15 protein-coding genes and 1 pseudogene are annotated in these 17,980 nt (G+C 67.6%); 13 read left to right on the plus strand and 3 right to left on the minus strand.

Going from position 1 to position 17,980, the window contains the following annotated elements; translation table 11 throughout:
- The first annotated feature begins 7 nt into the window (after positions 1 to 7).
- The 13 genes and pseudogenes from QN347_RS04945 to QN347_RS05005 all read left to right on the plus strand — a co-directional run bounded on the left by QN347_RS04945 (position 8) and on the right by QN347_RS05005 (position 14,944).
- Positions 8 to 886, plus strand: a complete 879-nt coding sequence (locus tag QN347_RS04945; RefSeq protein WP_322163716.1) for a DUF3034 family protein — start codon at positions 8 to 10, stop codon at positions 884 to 886.
- Between the two features lie 15 nt (positions 887 to 901).
- A complete protein-coding gene (locus QN347_RS04950; protein WP_322163714.1) occupies positions 902 to 1,366 on the plus strand; it encodes a group 1 truncated hemoglobin in 465 nt (154 codons plus the stop codon).
- Positions 1,367 to 1,435: 69 nt separating this feature from the next.
- A complete protein-coding gene (locus QN347_RS04955; RefSeq protein WP_133188415.1) occupies positions 1,436 to 2,050 on the plus strand; it encodes a TetR/AcrR family transcriptional regulator in 615 nt (204 codons plus the stop codon).
- A gap of 328 nt (positions 2,051 to 2,378) precedes the next feature.
- Positions 2,379 to 2,774, plus strand: a complete 396-nt coding sequence (locus QN347_RS04960; protein ID WP_322163712.1) for a hypothetical protein — start codon at positions 2,379 to 2,381, stop codon at positions 2,772 to 2,774.
- On the plus strand, positions 2,771 to 4,042 hold the full coding sequence (locus tag QN347_RS04965; RefSeq protein ID WP_322163710.1) for an efflux RND transporter periplasmic adaptor subunit: 1,272 nt from the start codon (positions 2,771 to 2,773) through the stop codon (positions 4,040 to 4,042). Before QN347_RS04960 ends, QN347_RS04965 begins: the two co-directional genes overlap by 4 nt.
- A gap of 211 nt (positions 4,043 to 4,253) precedes the next feature.
- A pseudogene (locus QN347_RS04970) lies at positions 4,254 to 7,451 on the plus strand (efflux RND transporter permease subunit).
- 8 nt (positions 7,452 to 7,459) lie between these two features.
- A complete protein-coding gene (locus QN347_RS04975) occupies positions 7,460 to 8,863 on the plus strand; it encodes an efflux transporter outer membrane subunit (protein WP_322163708.1) in 1,404 nt (467 codons plus the stop codon).
- A 255-nt stretch (positions 8,864 to 9,118) separates the two neighbouring features.
- A complete protein-coding gene (locus tag QN347_RS04980; protein WP_189674798.1) occupies positions 9,119 to 9,568 on the plus strand; it encodes a MarR family winged helix-turn-helix transcriptional regulator in 450 nt (149 codons plus the stop codon).
- Entirely contained in the window at positions 9,565 to 11,610 is a 2,046-nt protein-coding gene (locus QN347_RS04985) for an FUSC family protein (protein ID WP_323493979.1), read from the plus strand. Before QN347_RS04980 ends, QN347_RS04985 begins: the two co-directional genes overlap by 4 nt.
- Positions 11,607 to 11,813: a DUF1656 domain-containing protein gene (locus tag QN347_RS04990; protein WP_189674800.1), complete on the plus strand. Its 207-nt coding sequence runs from the start codon at positions 11,607 to 11,609 to the stop codon at positions 11,811 to 11,813. Before QN347_RS04985 ends, QN347_RS04990 begins: the two co-directional genes overlap by 4 nt.
- Entirely contained in the window at positions 11,810 to 12,694 is an 885-nt protein-coding gene (locus QN347_RS04995) for an efflux RND transporter periplasmic adaptor subunit (RefSeq protein ID WP_133188431.1), read from the plus strand. Before QN347_RS04990 ends, QN347_RS04995 begins: the two co-directional genes overlap by 4 nt.
- A complete protein-coding gene (locus tag QN347_RS05000; protein ID WP_322163701.1) occupies positions 12,691 to 14,094 on the plus strand; it encodes an efflux transporter outer membrane subunit in 1,404 nt (467 codons plus the stop codon). The genes QN347_RS04995 and QN347_RS05000 overlap by 4 nt, the downstream gene beginning before the upstream one ends.
- A gap of 19 nt (positions 14,095 to 14,113) precedes the next feature.
- On the plus strand, positions 14,114 to 14,944 hold the full coding sequence (locus tag QN347_RS05005) for an aldo/keto reductase (RefSeq protein ID WP_322163699.1): 831 nt from the start codon (positions 14,114 to 14,116) through the stop codon (positions 14,942 to 14,944).
- On the opposite strand, the gene QN347_RS05010 is transcribed toward QN347_RS05005, so the two are convergent.
- From QN347_RS05010 to QN347_RS05020, 3 genes are all read right to left on the minus strand, one after another.
- A complete protein-coding gene (locus tag QN347_RS05010) occupies positions 14,941 to 15,792 on the minus strand; it encodes an exonuclease domain-containing protein (RefSeq protein WP_323493980.1) in 852 nt (283 codons plus the stop codon). The two genes, QN347_RS05005 and QN347_RS05010, sit on opposite strands and share 4 nt — an antisense overlap.
- A gap of 43 nt (positions 15,793 to 15,835) precedes the next feature.
- Positions 15,836 to 16,426 (minus strand): alpha-ketoglutarate-dependent dioxygenase AlkB, encoded by a 591-nt coding sequence (locus QN347_RS05015; protein ID WP_322163695.1) that lies wholly within the window; start codon positions 16,424 to 16,426, stop codon positions 15,836 to 15,838.
- 229 nt (positions 16,427 to 16,655) lie between these two features.
- Positions 16,656 to 17,960, minus strand: a complete 1,305-nt coding sequence (locus tag QN347_RS05020) for an OmpP1/FadL family transporter (RefSeq protein ID WP_133188441.1) — start codon at positions 17,958 to 17,960, stop codon at positions 16,656 to 16,658.
- Positions 17,961 to 17,980 lie beyond the last annotated feature (20 nt).

Genomic DNA, 17,980 nt, shown 5'->3' on the forward strand with positions numbered 1-17,980 from the left:
GCGTATCATGTTTCGACACTTTCAGGCTCTGGTCGTTTGCGTGCTCGCCTTGCTGTGCGCGTCTCCCGCCTTCGCCGGCGAATTGCGCCAGGGCGGCAAATTGATGCTGACGAGCGGGGTCTCGACCGTCGAGGGATCGGCCGGCGGCGGACTGGCGACTTGGGCGCTGATCGCGGGCAATGAGACCGATGCCGGGATCGGCGGCAGCGCGCATGCGACCATCGTCGCGCTGCCCGATTTCGACCTGAAGAGCGTCGGCGGCGCGATCGGCCTGCACAATCGCGTTGAATTCTCCTACGCGCACCAGAGCTTCGACACGCGCCAAGCGGGCGCGACGCTCGGGCTCGGGCGCAACTTCACGTTTGGCCAGGACGTGTTCGGTGCAAAACTGCGCGTGATCGGCGATGCGGTGTATGATCAGGACCGCGTGTTGCCGCAAATCTCGATCGGCGTGCAGTATCACCGCGCCGCCAAGAGCGCGATCATCGCGGCGGTCGGCGGCAAGCACGCGCAGGGTACCGATTTCCTGCTGTCGGCGAGCAAGGTCGTGCTCGCGCGCAGTCTCGTTCTCGGCGCGACGGTTCGCTTCACCAAGGCCAATCAGTTCGGGCTGCTCGGTTTTGGCGGCGATAGGAGCGATGCCTATCACGCCGAATTCGAAGGGTCGGCTGGTCTGCTCGTCTCGCGCCGCCTGCTGCTTGGCGCCGAGATTCGCACCAAGCCCGACAATCTCGGTTTCGCGCGCGAGCGCAAAGCGGTGGATGCGTTTGCGGCGTGGCAATTCGAGCGCCATCTGACGGTGACTGCCGCCTATGCCGATCTCGGCAGTATCGCGACCTTCAAGCGCCAGCGCGGCGCATTCCTTTCGCTCCAGGCGAGCTTTTGAGATAGGCGCGTTCCCATGGTACTTCTTGCTCTCGCGCTCGCGCTTCAGACCACGCCGCCTGGCGAGGATCCCGTCGATCCCTATCCGCACAGCAACGCCAATGCCGGAGCGACGCCGTTCAAGGGCAGCGCGATGCTCGCCGCGTTCCACGGGCGCGCAGGCGTGGACCGGATCGCCGACGATCTCGTCACGCGCATCGTGATCGACCCGCGGATCGCCGATATCCTCAAAGGCCAGGACGAGGTGCGGTTGCGGCGGCTGCTCAAAGAGCAATTCTGTTACATCCTCAACGGCGGCTGCGGTTATAGTGGACGCACGATGCGCGAAGGCCACAAGAACCTCGGACTGCAGACCGCCGACGTCGGTGCCCTCGTCGAGGATTTGCAGGCGGCGATGCGCAAGGAAGGCGTGGCCTTCGCTGCGCAGAATCGCTTTCTCGCCAAGCTCGCGCCGATCAAGCGCGATGCGGTTGAACGCTAGGTTCGCTTACGCGTCTGCACGTGTGACAGGTCTGGACGTCGCTGGCAGAATGCCTATATACCGACCGGTATGAATAGCGTTTGCTCCCCCTCGGCGCCGAAAGGCAGGCCGCGTGAGTTCGACATTGACGAGGCGCTGGGCCAGGCTTTGCTGGTGTTCTGGCGCAACGGCTATGAGGCCGCGTCGATGACCGAGCTGACCAGTGCGATGGGCATCACCAAGCCAAGCCTGTACGCCGCGTTCGGTAATAAGGAGCAGCTGTTCCACAAGGCGCTCGACCTCTACGAGCGCGAAAAACTGGCCTATATGACGTCGGCGCTCGAAGCACCGACGGCGCGCGGTGTCGCCGAACGCTTGCTGCGCGGATCGCTCGAAATGCAGATGAGCACGTGCGATCCCAAGGGTTGCCTCGGGGTGATCAGCGCCGCGACCTGCGGCGCCGAGGCCGAACCGATCAAGGCCGAGGTCGTCAAGCGGCGCGCCTCGTCCGAGGCAGCGCTGGTCAAGCGCTTCGCCGAGGCACAGGCCGCGGGCGAATTCCCCGAAGGCATGACGCCCGAGGCGCTGACCCGCTTCCTTTTCGCGATCCTCCAAGGCCTCGCGCTGCAAGGCGGATCAGGCGCGACCTGCGCTGAGCTTTCGCAACTCGTCGAGACCAGCATGGCGGTTTGGCCGACCCAATAAAAACTTGTCGATAAATATTCGGACCGGTACAGAATGCCGTTGACGCACTCCTTTGGCGCTTTATATACCGAACGGTATTGAAGCTGGATCCTAACGCGGAACCGGTAGCGGCAAAAGGGTCTGTGCCCATGACCAACACGATCACCTGACTGAAGGGTCCGTCGGTAATGCCGCGGGCCTTTTCTACACTTTCCATAGCTTGATCAGCAGGAAGCGTGTGCGTCCTGGCATGATTTCTCACGCCCATCGCGCGGCTACCGCAGACGAAGCCTCGTCTGCGTAGGGTGCTGCTCGTCTGTCCGCCAAAGACCCAAGAGGGGGATTTTCCATGGCCTATCTCGACCTCGACAATATGTTCGCAGCGCCCGTCACCAGCCGCAGCCAGACGCCTGCCACCGCTGGGCATGCCGGGTTCTCGGCGCTCGAATGGAGCGTCATTGCGCTGGCGCAACGCGATACGCTCGGCAGCCTTACCACCCCTGGCCGTCTGGCGCGCGCGCTTGGCGGCGTGTTCGGGCGCGGCACCGCATCGCGGCTCGCCGATCCGAAGCTGGAAGCGCTCCGCCGCGCGGCGGTGCACGCCCGGCATCGCGGTTTCGCCCTGCCAACGGCTGAAATCGCACATTTCCATTCGGTCGGCTTCAGCGAGGCGCAACTCGAAACGCTCATCACCAGCGTGACCGGAATGCGCGTCGGCCGGACCGACCGGAGGAACTTCGCATGAACATGATCGCACCGATCGATACGACGCAGGAGCTTCGTACCGAATCCGACATATCAAAACCAAAGCGTTGGACGCGCTGGCAAAAACGCGCGGCTGTCCTGCTGCCGATCGCGGTTGCCGGGGTCGTCGGCGTCAAGCTGTTCGACCATTCCGACGCGGTCGCAGCGCTTCCGCCACCCGCTGCGGTGACCATCGCCACGCCGTTGGTACGCCAGGTCAGCGAGTGGGACGATTATGTCGGCCGCTTCGCGCCCAGCCGCAGCGTCGAGGTCCGGCCGCGCGTCGCGGGTGAAGTGACCGGGGTGCATTTCCACGACGGCGATGTCGTCCGCCAGGGCCAATTGCTCTTCACGATCGACTCCCGCCCCTTCGCCGCCGCGCTCGCCGAAGCACGCGCCAACGAGGCCAGTGCGCAAAGCGCGCTGGTGCTGGCGCGCACCGATCTCGGCCGCGCGACGCGGTTGATCGCCGACGATGCGGTTTCGGCCGGCGAAGTCGATGCACTGCGCGGGAAGCTGCAGGCGGCGCAAGCCGGCCTCGCGGCGGCGCAAGCCCGCGTCCGGGCGCGCGCGCTCGATGTGTCCTTCACCCAGATCCGAGCACCGATCGGCGGACGCATCTCGGATCGCCGCGTCGATGCGGGCAATCAGGTCGCCGGCGGCGAAGGCACCGGCGGCACGGTGCTGACGACGATCAACGCGCTCGACCCGATCTACTTCACCTTCGACGGTTCGGAGGCGTTGTTCCTCAAGACGCAACGCAACCGCCAGCCGGGTGCCGCTGCGCCTGCGGTCGAGATCCAGTTGCAGGACGAGACGAGCCATCGCTGGAAGGGCAAGCTCGACTTCACCGACAACGGGCTCGACACGCATTCGGGCACGATCCGCGGCCGCGCGGTGCTCGCCAATCCGGGGCTGTTCCTGACGCCGGGGATGTTCGGCAATATGCGGCTCGCCAGCGCCGGGACCAGGCCCGCGCTGCTCGTCCCCGACGATGCGGTGCAGACCGATCAGGCGCGCAAGGTCCTGCTCACGGTCGATGGCAACAATGTGGTCACCGCCAAGCCGGTCGTGCTCGGCGCGGTGGTCGACGGGATGCGCGTGATCCGATCGGGCGTCGGCCCGCAGGATCGCATCATCATCAAGGGCACGCAGATGGCGATGCCGGGTGCCAAGGTTGCGCCCACGGTTGGCAAGATCGCGGTTTCGGCGGATGCATCTGCGCCGACCGCGCAGCCAATCGCGGGCGAAGCGACGCTCAGCCGGTGACGCCCCTACTCGTCACCCTCGCGAAGGCGAGGGTCCCGCTTCTTCTCCCACGACGGGGCAAGGCAGCGGGATCCCCGCTTTCGCGGGGATGACGGGAGTGGCGCCTGTCCGGACCCAATAGCCGATCGATTCATCATTGCCGTTCGTCGCTTCGGCGTCCGCTCTTGGACGCTGCCCGGTGACGTGCGCGCGTCTTCTAGGGACACTGTCCATGCGCTTCTCGCGCTTCTTCATCACCCGGCCGATCTTCGCCGGGGTCATCGCGGTGGTCATCACCATCGTGGGGCTGATCGCCTATTTCAGCCTGCCCGTGTCGCAATACCCCGACATCGTGCCGCCGACCGTGACGGTAAGCGCGGTGTATCCCGGCGCTTCGGCCGAGACGGTCGCGGAAACCGTCGCCGCGCCGATCGAGCAGGAAATCAACGGCGTCGACAACATGCTGTACCAGTCGTCGCAATCGACCGGCGACGGCAAGGTGACGATCACCGTCACCTTCAAGATCGGCACCAATCTCGATGCCGCGCAGGTGCTCGTGCAGAACCGCGTCGCGGTTGCGGTCCCGCGGCTACCCGAGGATGTGCAGCGTCTTGGCGTCGTCACGCGGAAAACCAGCCCCGACTTCCTGATGGTCGTCAACCTGATCTCGCCCGACAGCTCGCTCGATCGCGGCTACATCTCCAATTACGCGCTGACGCAGGTCCGCGATCGCCTCAGCCGCATCGACGGCGTCGGTGACGTGCAATTGTTCGGCGCGCGCGACTATTCGATGCGCGTGTGGATCGACCCCGGCCGCGCCGCCGCGCTCGATCTGACCGCGGGCGAGATCGTCGCCGCGCTTCGTGCGCAAAACGTCCAGGTTGCGGCGGGCACGCTCGGTCAGCCGCCTTATGCAACGGGCAACGCCTTCCAGCTCAACGTCGAGACGCAGGGCCGCCTGACCGACCCCAAGCAGTTCGCCGACGTGGTGATCCGCACCGACAAGGATGGCCGCCAGGTCAAGGTCTCGGACGTCGCGCGGGTCGAGCTCGGTGCGCAGGACTACGGCGCCAACACCTATCTCAGCGGCAAGCCCACGGTTATCGCCGCCGTCTTCCAGCGCCCCGGCTCGAACGCGCTCGCCGCCGCGCAAGCGGTGTCGGCCGAGATGGAGACGATGTCGAAGAAGTTCCCCAAGGGGCTCGCCTATCGCGTCATCTACAACCCGACCGAATTCATCGCCCAGTCGATCGACGCGGTGAAGCATACGCTGATCGAGGCGATGATCCTCGTCGTGCTCGTCATCCTCGTCTTCCTGCAGAAATGGCGTGCGGCGATCATCCCGATCGTCGCGATCCCGGTTTCGCTGATCGGTACCTTCGCGGTGCTGGCGGCGGTCGGTTACTCGCTCAACAACCTCTCGCTGTTCGGGCTGGTGCTCGCGATCGGCATCGTCGTCGATGACGCGATCGTCGTGGTCGAAAATGTCGAGCGCAACCTCGAGCACGGCCTTTCCCCGCTCGAGGCGGCGCGCAAGTCGATGGACGAAGTGTCGGGCGCGCTCGTCGCGATCGTGCTCGTGCTCTGCGCGGTGTTCATCCCGACCGTGTTCCTCACCGGCCTGTCGGGCGCGTTCTACCGCCAGTTCGCGGTGACGATCTCGACTGCGACGATCATCTCGCTGCTGCTTTCGCTGACACTGTCGCCCGCGCTCGCGGCGATGCTGCTCAAGCCGCATGGACCGGCGGATTCGGGCAACCGCGCCGCGCGGCTGGTGCGCCGCACAGGCGACGCCTTCAACCGCGGCTTCGAGCGGATGAGCGAGGCCTATGGCCGCATGACGCTGCGCCTCGTCAGCGCACCGCGCAAAATGATGCTGGCGTAAGGCGCGCTGATCGCGCTGACCGCCGTCGTCTTCACCGTCACGCCGTCGGGCTTCGTGCCAGCGCAGGATCAGGGCTACTTCCTGACGATCATCCAGCTGCCGCCGGGCTCGGCGGTCGATCGCACCGATGCCGTGATGCAGAAGGTCGCCAAGCGCATCCTGCCGCTCGCCGGGGTCAAGGGCGCGGTCATGCTTGCCGGCTTCGACGGCCCGTCGCAGACGCTCGCGCCCAACAGCGCGGCGGCCTACATCCCGCTCAAGAGTTTTGAGGAACGTCGCAAGCTCGGCGTGACGCTCGCCTCGATCATGGGCGAGGCGCAGAAGGCGACTGCCGACATCAATGAGGCACGCCTGCTGATCGTCCCGCCGCCGCTGATCCAGGGCATCGGCTCGGCCGGCGGCTACCGCCTGATGGTACAGGACCTGCAGGGGCATGGCTATCAGGAGATGGGCAAGACCGCCTACGGCCTGATCGGCCAGGCGAACCAGACCAAGGGGCTGGCGCAGGTCTATACCTTCTTCGACACCGCCACGCCGCGCATCTTCGCCGATGTCGATCGCACCAAGGCGAACATGCTCGGTGTGCCACCCGAGCGCGTGTTCGAGGCGCTGCAGGTCTATCTCGGATCGGCGTTCGTCAACGACTTCAACCTGCTCGGCCGCACCTACCGCGTCACCGCCCAGGCCGATGCGCCGTTCCGCAACACCACCGCCGATATCGCCAACCTCAAGACGCGGTCGAACACCGGGCAGATGGTGCCGATCGGATCGGTCTCGACCTTCCGCGACAAGACCGGGCCGTATCGCGTCGTGCGCTACAATCTGTTCCCGGCGGTCGAGGTCGATGGCGATACGGCGAAGGGGTCGTCGTCGGGCCAGTCGCTCGTCGCAATGGAGAAGCTTGCCGACACCGCGCTGCCGACGGGGTACGCGCATGAATGGACCGGCATCGCCTTCCAGCAAAAATCGGCGGGCAGCACGGCGGGGCTCGTCTTCGGCATGGCGGTACTGTTCGTCTTCCTCGTGCTCGCCGCACAATATGAGAGCCTGACGCTGCCGCTCGCGATCATCCTGATCGTGCCAATGTGCCTGCTCGCGGCGATGACCGGGGTGAATCTGCGCGGGATGGACAATAATGTCCTGACGCAGATCGGCCTCGTCGTGCTGATCGCACTGGCCGCCAAGAACGCGATCCTCGTGGTCGAGTTCGCCAAGCAAGCCGAGGAGGAAGACGGCCTGTCGCCGATCGAGGCGGCGGTCCGCGCCGCCAAAGACCGGTTGCGCCCGATCCTGATGACGAGCTTCGCCTTCATCCTCGGCGCGGTGCCGCTGGTGATCGCCGAAGGGGCTGGCGCCGAACTCCGCCAGGCGCTCGGCACGGCCGTGTTCTTCGGGATGATCGGTGTGACCGGCTTCGGCCTGCTGTTCACCCCCACCTTCTACGTCGTCGCGCGCGCGCTGGCGAAGCGGCTCGAACGCCGCCGCCCCGCCCCGCACGCGACCCATGGCCCCGCCGCAGCGCCCACGCTGCAGCCAGCCGAATAGGAACGATGATGAAAGCCATCCTGCTCACCAGCCTCTCCGCGCTCGCGCTCTCCGCTTGCGCCGCTGGCCCCACTTACGTCGCCCCCCTGCCCCCACCGACCGCCGCGGCGCCGTTCGTCACGACCACTGCCGCGACGGTCGCCAGCGATGCCGAGCTGAACTGGTGGCGGATGTACCGCGATCCCGTGCTCGACGGGCTCGTCGCCGATGCGCTCGCGGCAAACACCGATCTACGCGTCGCGGTCGCGCGGCTCGACACCGCCCGCGCCTCGCTGCGCGGCGCCAAGAGCGATCGCGAACCGCAAGTGAATGCCGGCGCGAGCGGCAATTACGCACGGTCGTCGCAACTCCAGAGCCTGCCCGGCTTGGCACGCGAGCGCGCCACCTACGATGTCGGCCTCGACGTCAGCTACGAACTCGACCTGTCGGGTCGCGTCCGTCGCAATGTCGAGGCGGCACGCGGCGATGTCGGCGCGGCGCAGGCCGATGCCGATGCGGTGCGCGTCTCGATCGTCGCCGCGACGACGCGCGCCTATGTCGATGCCGCCTCCTCGGCCGAGCGGCTCGCGGTGGCGCGGCGGATCGTCGACCTCCTCGAAAAGTCGACGACGCTGACCGGCAAGCGCGTCGACGCCGGGCGCGCGACCAAGCTCGACCAGGTCCGCATCGCCGCGCTGCGCGACCAGCGCGCCGCGCTCGTCCCGCAGATCGAGAGCGAGCGGCAAGCCGCGCTGTTCCGCCTGGCGACGCTCACCGGCCGAACGCCGCGCGACCTCCCCGCCAGCGCCAGCGCGCGCAGCACGACGCCGCGGCTCGACCAGCCGATCCCGATCGGCGACGGGGCGGCTTTGCTCGCCCGACGCCCGGACGTTCGCGCCGCCGAGCGCCGCCTTGCCGCGTCGACCGCGCGGATCGGGGTCCAGACATCGCAACTCTATCCGCAGATCTCGCTCGGCGCCTCGATCGGCTCGACCGCGACGACGGTCGGCGATCTGTTCACCGGCGGTCCGGTGCGCTGGCTGCTCGGGCCATTGCTCAACTGGTCGCTCAACCAGTCGGCGGCGCGGGCGAAGATCGCCGGCGCCAAGGCCGAGACGCGCGGCGCGCTCGCCAGCTTCGACGGCAGCGTGTTGAGCGCGCTCGAGGAGACCGAGACCGCGCTGTCGACCTATGCGCGCGAGCTAGACCGCCGCACGCAGTTGCAGTCGGCGCGCGACAATGCCGCGACCGCCGCGCGGATCACCCGCGCGCGCCAGCGCGAGGGGACGATCGACTTTCTCGAAGTGCTCGATGCCGAACGCACCTTCGCCGACAGCGACGCCGAACTGGCCGCCGCCGACGCGCGGATCGCCGATGCGCAGATCGATCTGTTCCGCGCGCTGGGGGGTGGATGGCAGGCCCGACAAAGCTGATCGTGCAGGGCGCGGCGGCGGCCGATCGAGGGGCCATCGGCGGCGCGTCGCCCCACACTGACGCGCTCCTAACGGCTAAGCCACGGCTACGCCGTACAATCGTCATAACGCTGGTGTGGTCGGCGCAGGCCCCGCCGGCCCGACTGCATCAAAATTCGGCCCGACTTGGACCCAAAGCGGTTTCGTTTCGTTGCCGTCGCATTCCCTCCTCAAGGGTTGCGATTGCGTCATGCATCATTACTTAGCACGCTAATGATGTCCGAACGATCTAACGTCGAAGCCGCTTATGCTCGCACACTCCTTCCGCTCGCGCGCATGTGGCGGCAATCCGCCGACCGTGCGCTGAGCGGCTTTGGCCTATCCGCGTCAGGCGGATGGACGATCGTCCAAGTCGGGCGCCTTGGTGACGATGTGCGCCAGACCGACCTCGCCGCCGAGCTCGACGTTTCCGCCGCCTCCTTGGTTCGCGTGGTCGATCAGTTGGTCGCGGCCGAACTGGTCGACCGCCAACGCGACGACGTCGATGCGCGCGTCAGCCGCGTCCGCCTGACCGAGCGGGGCCGCGCGCTGGTCGCAAAGATCGAGGCGGCGTTCGAGGCCTTGCGACGCGAGATGCTCGCCGATGTCGCCGACGCCGATCTTGCCACCGCCCTGCGCGTTGCCGAGCAGCTCGAGGCGCGCTTTACCCGGAAGCGCAACCGATGACGGGCAATCGCTTCGGCTGGAAAGAGGCGCTGTTCTCGGTCAAATGCCTGCTCGCGGCGGTGCTTGCCTATTATATTGCGCTGCGGATCGGCCTGACGCGGCCGTACTGGGCGGTGACGACGTCGTACATCGTCGCGCAACCGCTCGCCGGCGCCGCGCTGTCGAAGGCAGCGTTCCGCGTGATGGGCACCGTGCTGGGCGCCGCCGCCGCTGTCGTGCTCGTGCCGAACCTCGTCAACGCACCCGAACTGCTGTCGCTCGGCCTCGCGCTGTGGCTGGGCGTGTGCCTCTATATCTCGTTGCTCGACCGGACACCGCGCGCCTACGTTTTTCTGCTCGCCGGCTATACCGCGAGCATCATCGGCTTCCCCTCGGTCGAAGCGCCGGGTGCGATCTTCACCACCGCGATCCTGCGCGTCGAGGAGATCACGATCGGGATCCTGTGCGGCGCGCTGGTCCACGGCTTCGTCTTCCCGCAGACCGTGACCGCGACGCTGCTCTCGCGCGTCAACGCGATCCTCGCCGATGCCGAGCGCTGGTCGCGCGATTCGCTCGCGGGGCTGGCCGACAGCCGGCTCGACCGTGATCGGCGCCGGCTCGCGCTCGATATCAACGAGCTGCACCAGCTCTCGATCCATCTGCCGTTCGACACTGCGCGCCTCCAGCCGCGCGTCCGGACACTGCGCGCGCTTCAAGCCGAGCTGTCGATGCTGCTGCCGCTCGCCAGCGCCGTCGACGACCGCATCCGCGAATTGCTGCGTGGGGCCGACGCGCCGCGTCCCGAAGCGCTCGCGTTGATAGAGGAGGTTCGCGGCTGGCTTGCAGCGGCGCTGCCGATGGCCGAGCGCAACGCCACCGCCGATGCTCTGATCGCGCGCGCGCGCGCGCTCGAGCCGCCTGTGGCCGAGCCATTGCTGTGGCGCGATGCACTGCGGCTGAGTTTGCTCGCGCGGCTCGCCGAGCTGATCGATGCGCATCGCAATGCGCGCGACTTGCTCGACCAGATGCGCTCGCCGTCGCGCACGCCGCTCAACCCCGGCGTCGCGCGACTGCTCGCGCGGACCGCGCGCCGCCCGCTCCACCGCGACCGTGGCATCGCGCTGCGGGCGGCGGCGGGAACCGTCGCGACGATCCTGATCGGCTGCGTCTTCTGGATCGGGACGGGCTGGTCCGATGGCGCTGGCGCGGTGCTGATCGCGGGCGTATGTTGCGCGCTGTTCGGCAACAGCGACGATCCCGCGCCGTCGATCATGGCGTTCTTCTACGGGACGATCCTCGGCCTGACCGTGGCGGCGATCTACGCTTTCGCGATCCTGCCACGCGTCACCGATTTCGTGACGCTGATCGCGGTGCTCGCGCCGGCGATGCTGATCGGCGGCGTATTCCTGTCGCGCCCGCGGACGACGCTGGTCACGCTCGGCGCGTTGCTCGGCGGGATCAATACGGTCGGGCTCAACGATCGCTACGGCGGCAGCTTCGACGGGTTCGTCAATGGCGGCGTCTCGCAGCTGATCGGGACGATCTTCGCGGTCGTCACCGTCGGCCTGTTCCAGACGATCGGCGCCAACACCGCCACGCGCCGCCTGATCCGCGCCGGCTGGCGCGAATTGGCGGAGCGTAGCAACGCGAAGGGCCCGCCCGATGCCGCAGGCTGGGTCGCGCGGATGCTCGACCGGATCGGGCTGCTCGCGCCGCGGCTCGCGCTGCAGGACAAGGATCCTGGCAAACCGCTGCTCGATGCGTTGAGCGATCTGCGCGTTGGCGTCGCGATCGGCGAATTGCGGCAATTGCGGCTCGACGGCACGCTCGACGACGCTGCGAGCATAACCCCCGTGCTGCAGGGCGTCGGCACGCATTACCGCGCGCTGCGGCCCGATCGCCCCGCCCCGCCCGAACCCGAGCTGCTTGCCGATCTCGACAGCGCGATCGGCGATCTGGCGGCCAACCCCGAACCCGCCCGCGCGCGTGCCGGCGTGCTGGCTTTGACGTCGTTGCGCCGCAACCTGTTCCCCGGCGCGCCGGCGTATGGAATTGCGGCATGATCGGCGAAGTCTCGATCGGCGGGGTGTTCGTGCCGACGATCCTGCTGCTGGCGATCGCCGCGCTGGTGCTGACCGCCGTCGTCACGCGGCTGCTCTCGGCGTTCGGCGCGTATCGCTTCGTTGCCTACCGACCCTTGGTCGACCTCGCGCTCTTCTTCCTCATCCTCGGACTCTTGTCCTTGCTGACCGGACCCTCGTTATGAAATCGCTGCTCGCCCCGCTTGGCCGTTCCGCCGTGACGATCGTGATCGTGCTGCTCGCGATCCTCGTCGCTTTGTGGCTGTGGCGCCGCTACGAGACCGATCCGTGGACGCGCGACGGGCATATCCGTGCCGATGTCGTCCGCATCACCCCCGATGTCGGCGGGTTGATCACGCAAGTCGCGGTGCATGACAATCAACGCGTGAAGGCGGGCGACGTGCTGTTCGTCGTCGATCGCCCGCGCTTCGCGTTGACGCTCGCTCAGTCCGACGCGGCGATCCAGAGCGCGCGCGCGACGCTGCTGCAGGCGCGGCGCGAGGCGCAGCGCGACCTCGCGCTCGGCGATCTCGTCGCCAAGGAAACGCACGAGCAGAATGTCGCGCGCGTTGCGACCGCCAGCGCGGCGCTCGCGCAGGCACAGAGCGCGCGCTCCACCGCCGCGCTCAACCTGGCGCGGACCACGGTGCGCGCGAGCGTCAACGGCACGGTGACCAATCTCGATTTGCACCCGGGCGACTTTATCGCAGCGGGGGCGCAAGCGATGGCGCTGCTCGATTCGGATTCGATTCGCGTCGAGGGCTATTTCGAGGAAACAAAGCTCGGCAGCATTCATATCGGCGACCCCGTCACCGTCCATCTGATGGGCGAGCCGCGCGCGCTGAAGGGCCGCGTCGACAGCATCGCAGCGGGCATCAGCGACAACGAGCGCAGCATCAGCGCGAACCAGCTGCCGACGGTCAACCCGACCTTCACCTGGGTCCGCCTCGCACAGCGTATCCCGGTGCGCGTCAAGCTGACTGCGGTGCCGCAGGGGGTCTCGCTGATCGTCGGGCGCAGCGCGACGGTAACGGTCGTCCCGCAAGCCCCACAGGTGCACGCATGAGGCGCGGTGTCCTGCCGGGAGCTGCCGCGCTTCTGCTGGCGGGCTGCACCACTGCCGGACCGAACTACACGCTGCCCGATCCAGCCGTGGTCAACCGCCCGAGCGCGCAAGGCGCGTTCGACAGCGGCAAGGAGAAGCGCTTTGCCGATGTCCCGCTGCCCGATCATTGGTGGCAGCTCTATGGCGACACGCGGCTCGACGGGTTCGTCGCGGAAGGGCTTGCCGCCAATGCCGACCTGCGCGTTGCCGACGCCAATCTGCGACGCGCCGATGCGGTCGTGGCGGAGGTCGCTGCTGGACGGACGCTGTCGACCGCGCTTGGCGGCGGCGCGTCGCTGTCGCGGCCCGCTGGCACCGGCGGATCGCTGCCGGGTACGGTGGGCTACGATGTCGGGCTGTCGCTCGCCTACCCGCTCGATCTGGCGGGCCGGATCCGGCGTGCAATCGAGGCGGCGCAGGGCGATGCCGAGGCCGTCGCTGCGGCGCGTGACAATGTCCGCGTGACCGTCGCCGCCGAGATCGCGCGCAGCTATGCGGCCGCCTGCACCGCCAACATGGTGCTCGCCGCCAACAACCGCGTGCTCGCGCTCCAGCGCCAGACACTCGGCGTGACGCAGCGGCTGCAACGCGGCGGTCGCGGCACCGCGTTCGACGTCACGCGCGCGCAAAGCGCAGTCGATCAGAGCGCCGCGCTCGTCCCCTCGACGATCGCGACACGCACCGCCGCGCTCTACCGGCTGGCCACGCTGATGGGCCGCGCGCCTGCGGACTACCCCAAGGACGTGGCAAGCTGCGCGACCGCGCCGACGATGCGCAAGCCGCTACCGATTGGTGACGGCGCAGGGCTGATCGCGCGGCGGCCCGATATCCGCGCCGCCGAGCGCTCGCTCGCCGCCGCGACCGCGCGGATCGGGGTCGCCACGGCGAACCTGTATCCCCAGGTCAGCCTCGGCGGATCGGTCGGGCTGACCGGGCCGCTCTCGGCGTTCGGGTCGGGCGATGCCTTCCATGTCGGGCTGGGACCGCTGATCAGCTGGAGCTTCCCCAACCGCCCGATCGTCCGCGCACAGATCGCGCAGGCGGGCGCGGCCGCCGACGCTGCGCTCGCGCAGTTCGATTCGACGACGCTCGAGGCGCTGCGCCAGACCGAGACCGCGCTCTCGGCCTATGCGCGCGAGGCCGATCGCAACGCGGCACTCGCTCGCGCGCAGGCGAGTGCCGCGCGCGCGGCGAACCAGGCGGGCACGCTCTATCGCTTCGGGCGGACCGATTTCCTCGCTCTGCTGAGCGCACAGGCCGCGCTCACCACGGCGCAAGCGAACCTTGCCGCCTCCAACGCGTTGTTGGTCGATCGGCAAGTCGATGTGTTCAAGGCCCTTGGCGGGGGCTGGCAGTTCTGACGCGCCCCAAGGATCAGTGATGAAACAGGTTTCCCTCCCCGATGGCACAAGCGTGCCGGCGCTTGGCCAGGGCACGTGGATGATGGGCGAGGATCGCTCGAACCGCAGCGCCGAGATCGCGGCTTTGCGTGAAGGCATCACGCTCGGCATGACGCTGATCGACACCGCCGAAATGTACGGCGACGGCGAATCGGAAGCCTTGGTCGGCGAAGCGATCGCTGGGCTTCGCGATCAGGTGTTTCTGGTCAGCAAGGCCTATCCGCAGAATGCCGGCCGCGCGCGCCTTCGCGCGGCGTGCGAAGCCAGCCTCAAGCGGCTCGGAACCGACCGGCTCGATCTCTATCTGCTCCACTGGCGCGGCTCTGTGCCGCTGGCCGAGACGGTCGAGGCGATGGAGGCGCTCCGCGATGCCGGCATGATCGTGCGCTGGGGCGTCAGCAACCTCGACACCGACGATATGGAGGAGCTGCTCGAAGCCGGTGGCGAAGGCTGCGCGACCGATCAGATCCTTTACAATCTCACGCGACGCGGGCCCGAGCATGACCTGCTGCCATGGCTCGCGGCACGGCACATGCCGATCATGGCGTACAGCCCGGTCGAACAAGGACGCCTGCTCGGCCACGGCGCGCTGGCGACGATCGCTGCCGCGCGCGACGCGACTCCGGCACAGCTCGCGCTGGCCTGGACGATGCGGCGCGACGCCGTGATCGCGATCCCCAAGGCCGGCAGCGTCGCGCACGTCCGCGACAATCGTGCCGCGCTCGATCTCGAACTCGACGCGGAAACGCTGGCAGCGCTGGACGCAGCGTTCCCGCCGCCACGCGCGCGCACGCCGCTCGCGATGCTCTAAGCGGCTTGCCCGATCGCGGCGAGCAGCGTCTGTTCGGACACGATCCGGATCGGCTTGCCCGCGCGGCGCAGCGCTTCGGCCTTGCCATATGCCGGGCTCATCAACGTCGCGCGCGTAAAGCGATCGCCTCCGGCGACGATGAGGACATTCGTGCTCGTACCGACCGAGGTCATCACCTTGGCGCCGAGCGCCGCGAGCTGATGCGCCAATGGCCCATCGCGCGGCTCGCCGACGATCGCGACGCGCTCGCCGAGCAGCGGCCCTGCCTCGGCCGGGGTCGGCGCTGGCCCCGGCTTGCGCGGCGGTGCCAGCCATTTCTCGAGCGAGATCCCAGTCTGCTCGATCGCCTTGACGATCACCCAGCCCGCCGCGCGCGCATCGCTCAGCGCGTCGTGATGGCGATGCGCGATTCCGAGATAGCGCGCGAGGCCCCCAAGCTTGTGGTTTTCGAGATCGGGCCAGGCGCGCTGGGCGACGCGGACGCTGTCGAGCCACGTCGTCTCGATCATCGGCCGATCGTGCTGCCGGCAGGCCGCCGCGAGCGCGCTCTTGTCGAAGAACGAATGCGCCACCGTGGTGCGCCCGGCGAGATGCCGTTCGACCACCGCGTGCACGTCGCCGAAGCGCGGCTGCCCGACGACATGGTGCGCGGCGATCCCATGGATCCGCGTATTGAAGATGTTGAACTCGTCGCACGGATCGAGCAGCGTTTCGTATTCGAAGACTTCGCGGCCTCCGCGAAACCCGACAATGCCGATCTGGCAGATGCTGCTCGCGCGCGAACAGGCGGTCTCGACGTCGATCACGACGAAATCGGGCGGCGGGGATTGGAACTCGGCAGACGACACGGCGTCCGGCATAGCAGTTTTCAGGCGGGCATTGTCCACAGGCTTAGCGATTTGCGGCCGCGATCAGCGCCCTGCCCGTGTCGGAGAGGCTGCGAAAGGTGATCGACCAGCGCGGTGCATCCATTTCGGCGATGCTATGCTCCCACGCGTGGCGTGCGACGCCGCTCAAATGATAGGCGCCGCGCGGAGTCAGCAGCGCGGTGGCCCGCTCGAAGCGGTCGCCGATCCGACGGCGGAAGCGCAGCGTCGCGGGGGCGCCGAGCGAGATGCCGACGACATGCTCGAAGTGCGGCCGGTCGCGGTGCCAGCCGATCCCGGCACCGATATCGTAGCGAATCACCAGCGCTTGGACGAGCGTGCCAGCGGCCAATCCCGCCATCCCCTCGGCACGGCGACGAAGCGGATCGAGCCACGCCGGAATTGGCGAAGCCTCGGCCATCCCGCCGGTGTCGAAATCGTAGTGCCAGCCAAAACTATGCGTCAGCCGCTTGCCGAGCCAGCCCTGGAAACGGAACGGCTCTAGCGCGCAGGCGTCAATTGCAACGATCAGCGCGCCCGCTTCGTCCGCGGACACGAAATCCTCGACCGCGGTCAGGCCGGGCAGGATCGGGGTATCGAACAGATCACGCATCATCGATCCAAAGACAAAAGGCCGCCCCTTGCGGGACGGCCTTTCCATTGTCGGCCTCAGGCCGGCAACTCTTCAGGCGAGACCGCCCTCCACGAGGGAAACCGAGCTTAAACCCTGTGCCGACTGCGGCGTGAGACAATGAGACATTCGACCACCTCCTTTCCATTGTTGAACGATGACAGGAAGATGGTGACGCCTCCGGGGATTGCAAGATCCCCGAATGTCCGTTCGATCAGAAGCTGAAGCGCCCGCCAAGCGACAGCACGACGGCATGCGCGTTCTGCAGCAGGCCCTTGGTCAGGATGACCGTTTGCGCGGCGGTGCCGGCATAGGCTGCGGTCGCACGGTCGATCGTCGTGTCCTTGAAATCGACATAGCTTGCCGCGGCATCGATCGTCATGTGGTTGCTCATGCGATAGCTGCCGCCCGCCGAATAGGTCCAACGATTCGAATCGGGCACGCGCGCGTCACGCAGGCCATCCTGTGTCGGGGTCACCGCGCGCTGCACGCCGGCACGCACCGTCGCCTTCGGGCTGACGGCGTAATCGAAACCGCCGGCGAGGCTCCAGCTGTCGCGGTAGTTCTCGGGCAGTGCGACGTTGAGCGGCGCGCCGAGGCGGATCGCGTCGAACTTGCTCCAGTTATACGCGACGACCTGTGCGTTGAGCGTCAGCGCTTCGGTTGCGCGCAGCCGGCCACCGACGATCACCTGCCCCGGCGTGTTGAACTGTGCCTGGACACCCGAGAGCGAACGGTTCTGCGCCGCGAGCGGACCGACCAGCCCGGCAACGGTGAGATCGCCCTTGAGCGTGTGCTTGATGCTCGACTTATAGCTGATGCCGACCGAAACCAGCTTGTTGTGGAGCTGGACGCCTGCGGTCCAGCCGAAGTCCCAGCCGTTGCCGCGCAGCGTCTGGTTGCCGTCGGGCAGTGCCGCCGAGACGTTGGGCAGCGCGTTGCTAAGGTACGCGTCGGTATATTCGACATTGAGCGCGCCGCCGACCCGCAGCCAGTCGGTCAGCACCACGCCGATCGAGGGCTGGATGTCGATCGTGCGCAGGCGCGTCTTGTCGGCGCTGTAGCGCGTCCAGCTATTGGCGTCGTAATCGGTGGTGAAGCTGAACGGCGACGTCACCGCGAGGCCGACCGCGATCCGGTCGTTGATCGGATACGCGACCGATCCGCTCGGCAGCACGCCGTTGTTGATCGGATTGCGCGAGCGGGTCTGTCCGCCGATCGGCGCGAAGGCCTGGCCGGGACGCGCGATCAGCGTGCCGTTGTCGACGACGTCACCCTTGGGCAGGATTGCAGTCGCGCTGACCTGGACTTCGGTGTCGGTGATCCCGGCGATCGCGGCAGGGTTCCACCACAGCGACGACGGTCCCGTGTCGGCGACTTCACCCGAGAACGAACGCCCCGCGCCGACCGTGGTCTGTGACTGGAGATAGAAAGCATCGGCGTGCGCAACGCCGGCGAAGCCGACGGTCGAGACGAGTGCAGACGCGGCCAGCAACGGGGCCTTGCAACGGATAACCATGATATATTCCTGAACTGACT

The organism is Sphingomonas sp. 10B4 (assembly GCF_035019905.1).
Taxonomy (GTDB): Bacteria; Pseudomonadota; Alphaproteobacteria; order Sphingomonadales; family Sphingomonadaceae; genus Sphingomonas; species Sphingomonas glacialis.

Bases quoted from the DNA above. Each gene is read 5' to 3' on its own strand.
- QN347_RS04985 (WP_323493979.1), top strand. From the start codon at position 9,565: ATGACGGGCAATCGCTTCGGCTGGAAAGAGGCGCTGTTCTCGGTCAAA.
- QN347_RS04955 (WP_133188415.1), top strand. From the start codon at position 1,436: ATGAATAGCGTTTGCTCCCCCTCGGCGCCGAAAGGCAGGCCGCGTGAG.
- QN347_RS05020 (WP_133188441.1), bottom strand. From the start codon at position 17,960: ATGGTTATCCGTTGCAAGGCCCCGTTGCTGGCCGCGTCTGCACTCGTC.
- QN347_RS04990 (WP_189674800.1), top strand. From the start codon at position 11,607: ATGATCGGCGAAGTCTCGATCGGCGGGGTGTTCGTGCCGACGATCCTG.
- QN347_RS04975 (WP_322163708.1), top strand. From the start codon at position 7,460: ATGAAAGCCATCCTGCTCACCAGCCTCTCCGCGCTCGCGCTCTCCGCT.
- QN347_RS05000 (WP_322163701.1), top strand. From the start codon at position 12,691: ATGAGGCGCGGTGTCCTGCCGGGAGCTGCCGCGCTTCTGCTGGCGGGC.
- QN347_RS04980 (WP_189674798.1), top strand. From the start codon at position 9,119: ATGTCCGAACGATCTAACGTCGAAGCCGCTTATGCTCGCACACTCCTT.
- QN347_RS05005 (WP_322163699.1), top strand. From the start codon at position 14,114: ATGAAACAGGTTTCCCTCCCCGATGGCACAAGCGTGCCGGCGCTTGGC.
- QN347_RS04945 (WP_322163716.1), top strand. From the start codon at position 8: ATGTTTCGACACTTTCAGGCTCTGGTCGTTTGCGTGCTCGCCTTGCTG.
- QN347_RS04965 (WP_322163710.1), top strand. From the start codon at position 2,771: ATGAACATGATCGCACCGATCGATACGACGCAGGAGCTTCGTACCGAA.
- QN347_RS04950 (WP_322163714.1), top strand. From the start codon at position 902: ATGGTACTTCTTGCTCTCGCGCTCGCGCTTCAGACCACGCCGCCTGGC.
- QN347_RS05015 (WP_322163695.1), bottom strand. From the start codon at position 16,426: ATGATGCGTGATCTGTTCGATACCCCGATCCTGCCCGGCCTGACCGCG.
- QN347_RS04960 (WP_322163712.1), top strand. From the start codon at position 2,379: ATGGCCTATCTCGACCTCGACAATATGTTCGCAGCGCCCGTCACCAGC.
- QN347_RS04995 (WP_133188431.1), top strand. From the start codon at position 11,810: ATGAAATCGCTGCTCGCCCCGCTTGGCCGTTCCGCCGTGACGATCGTG.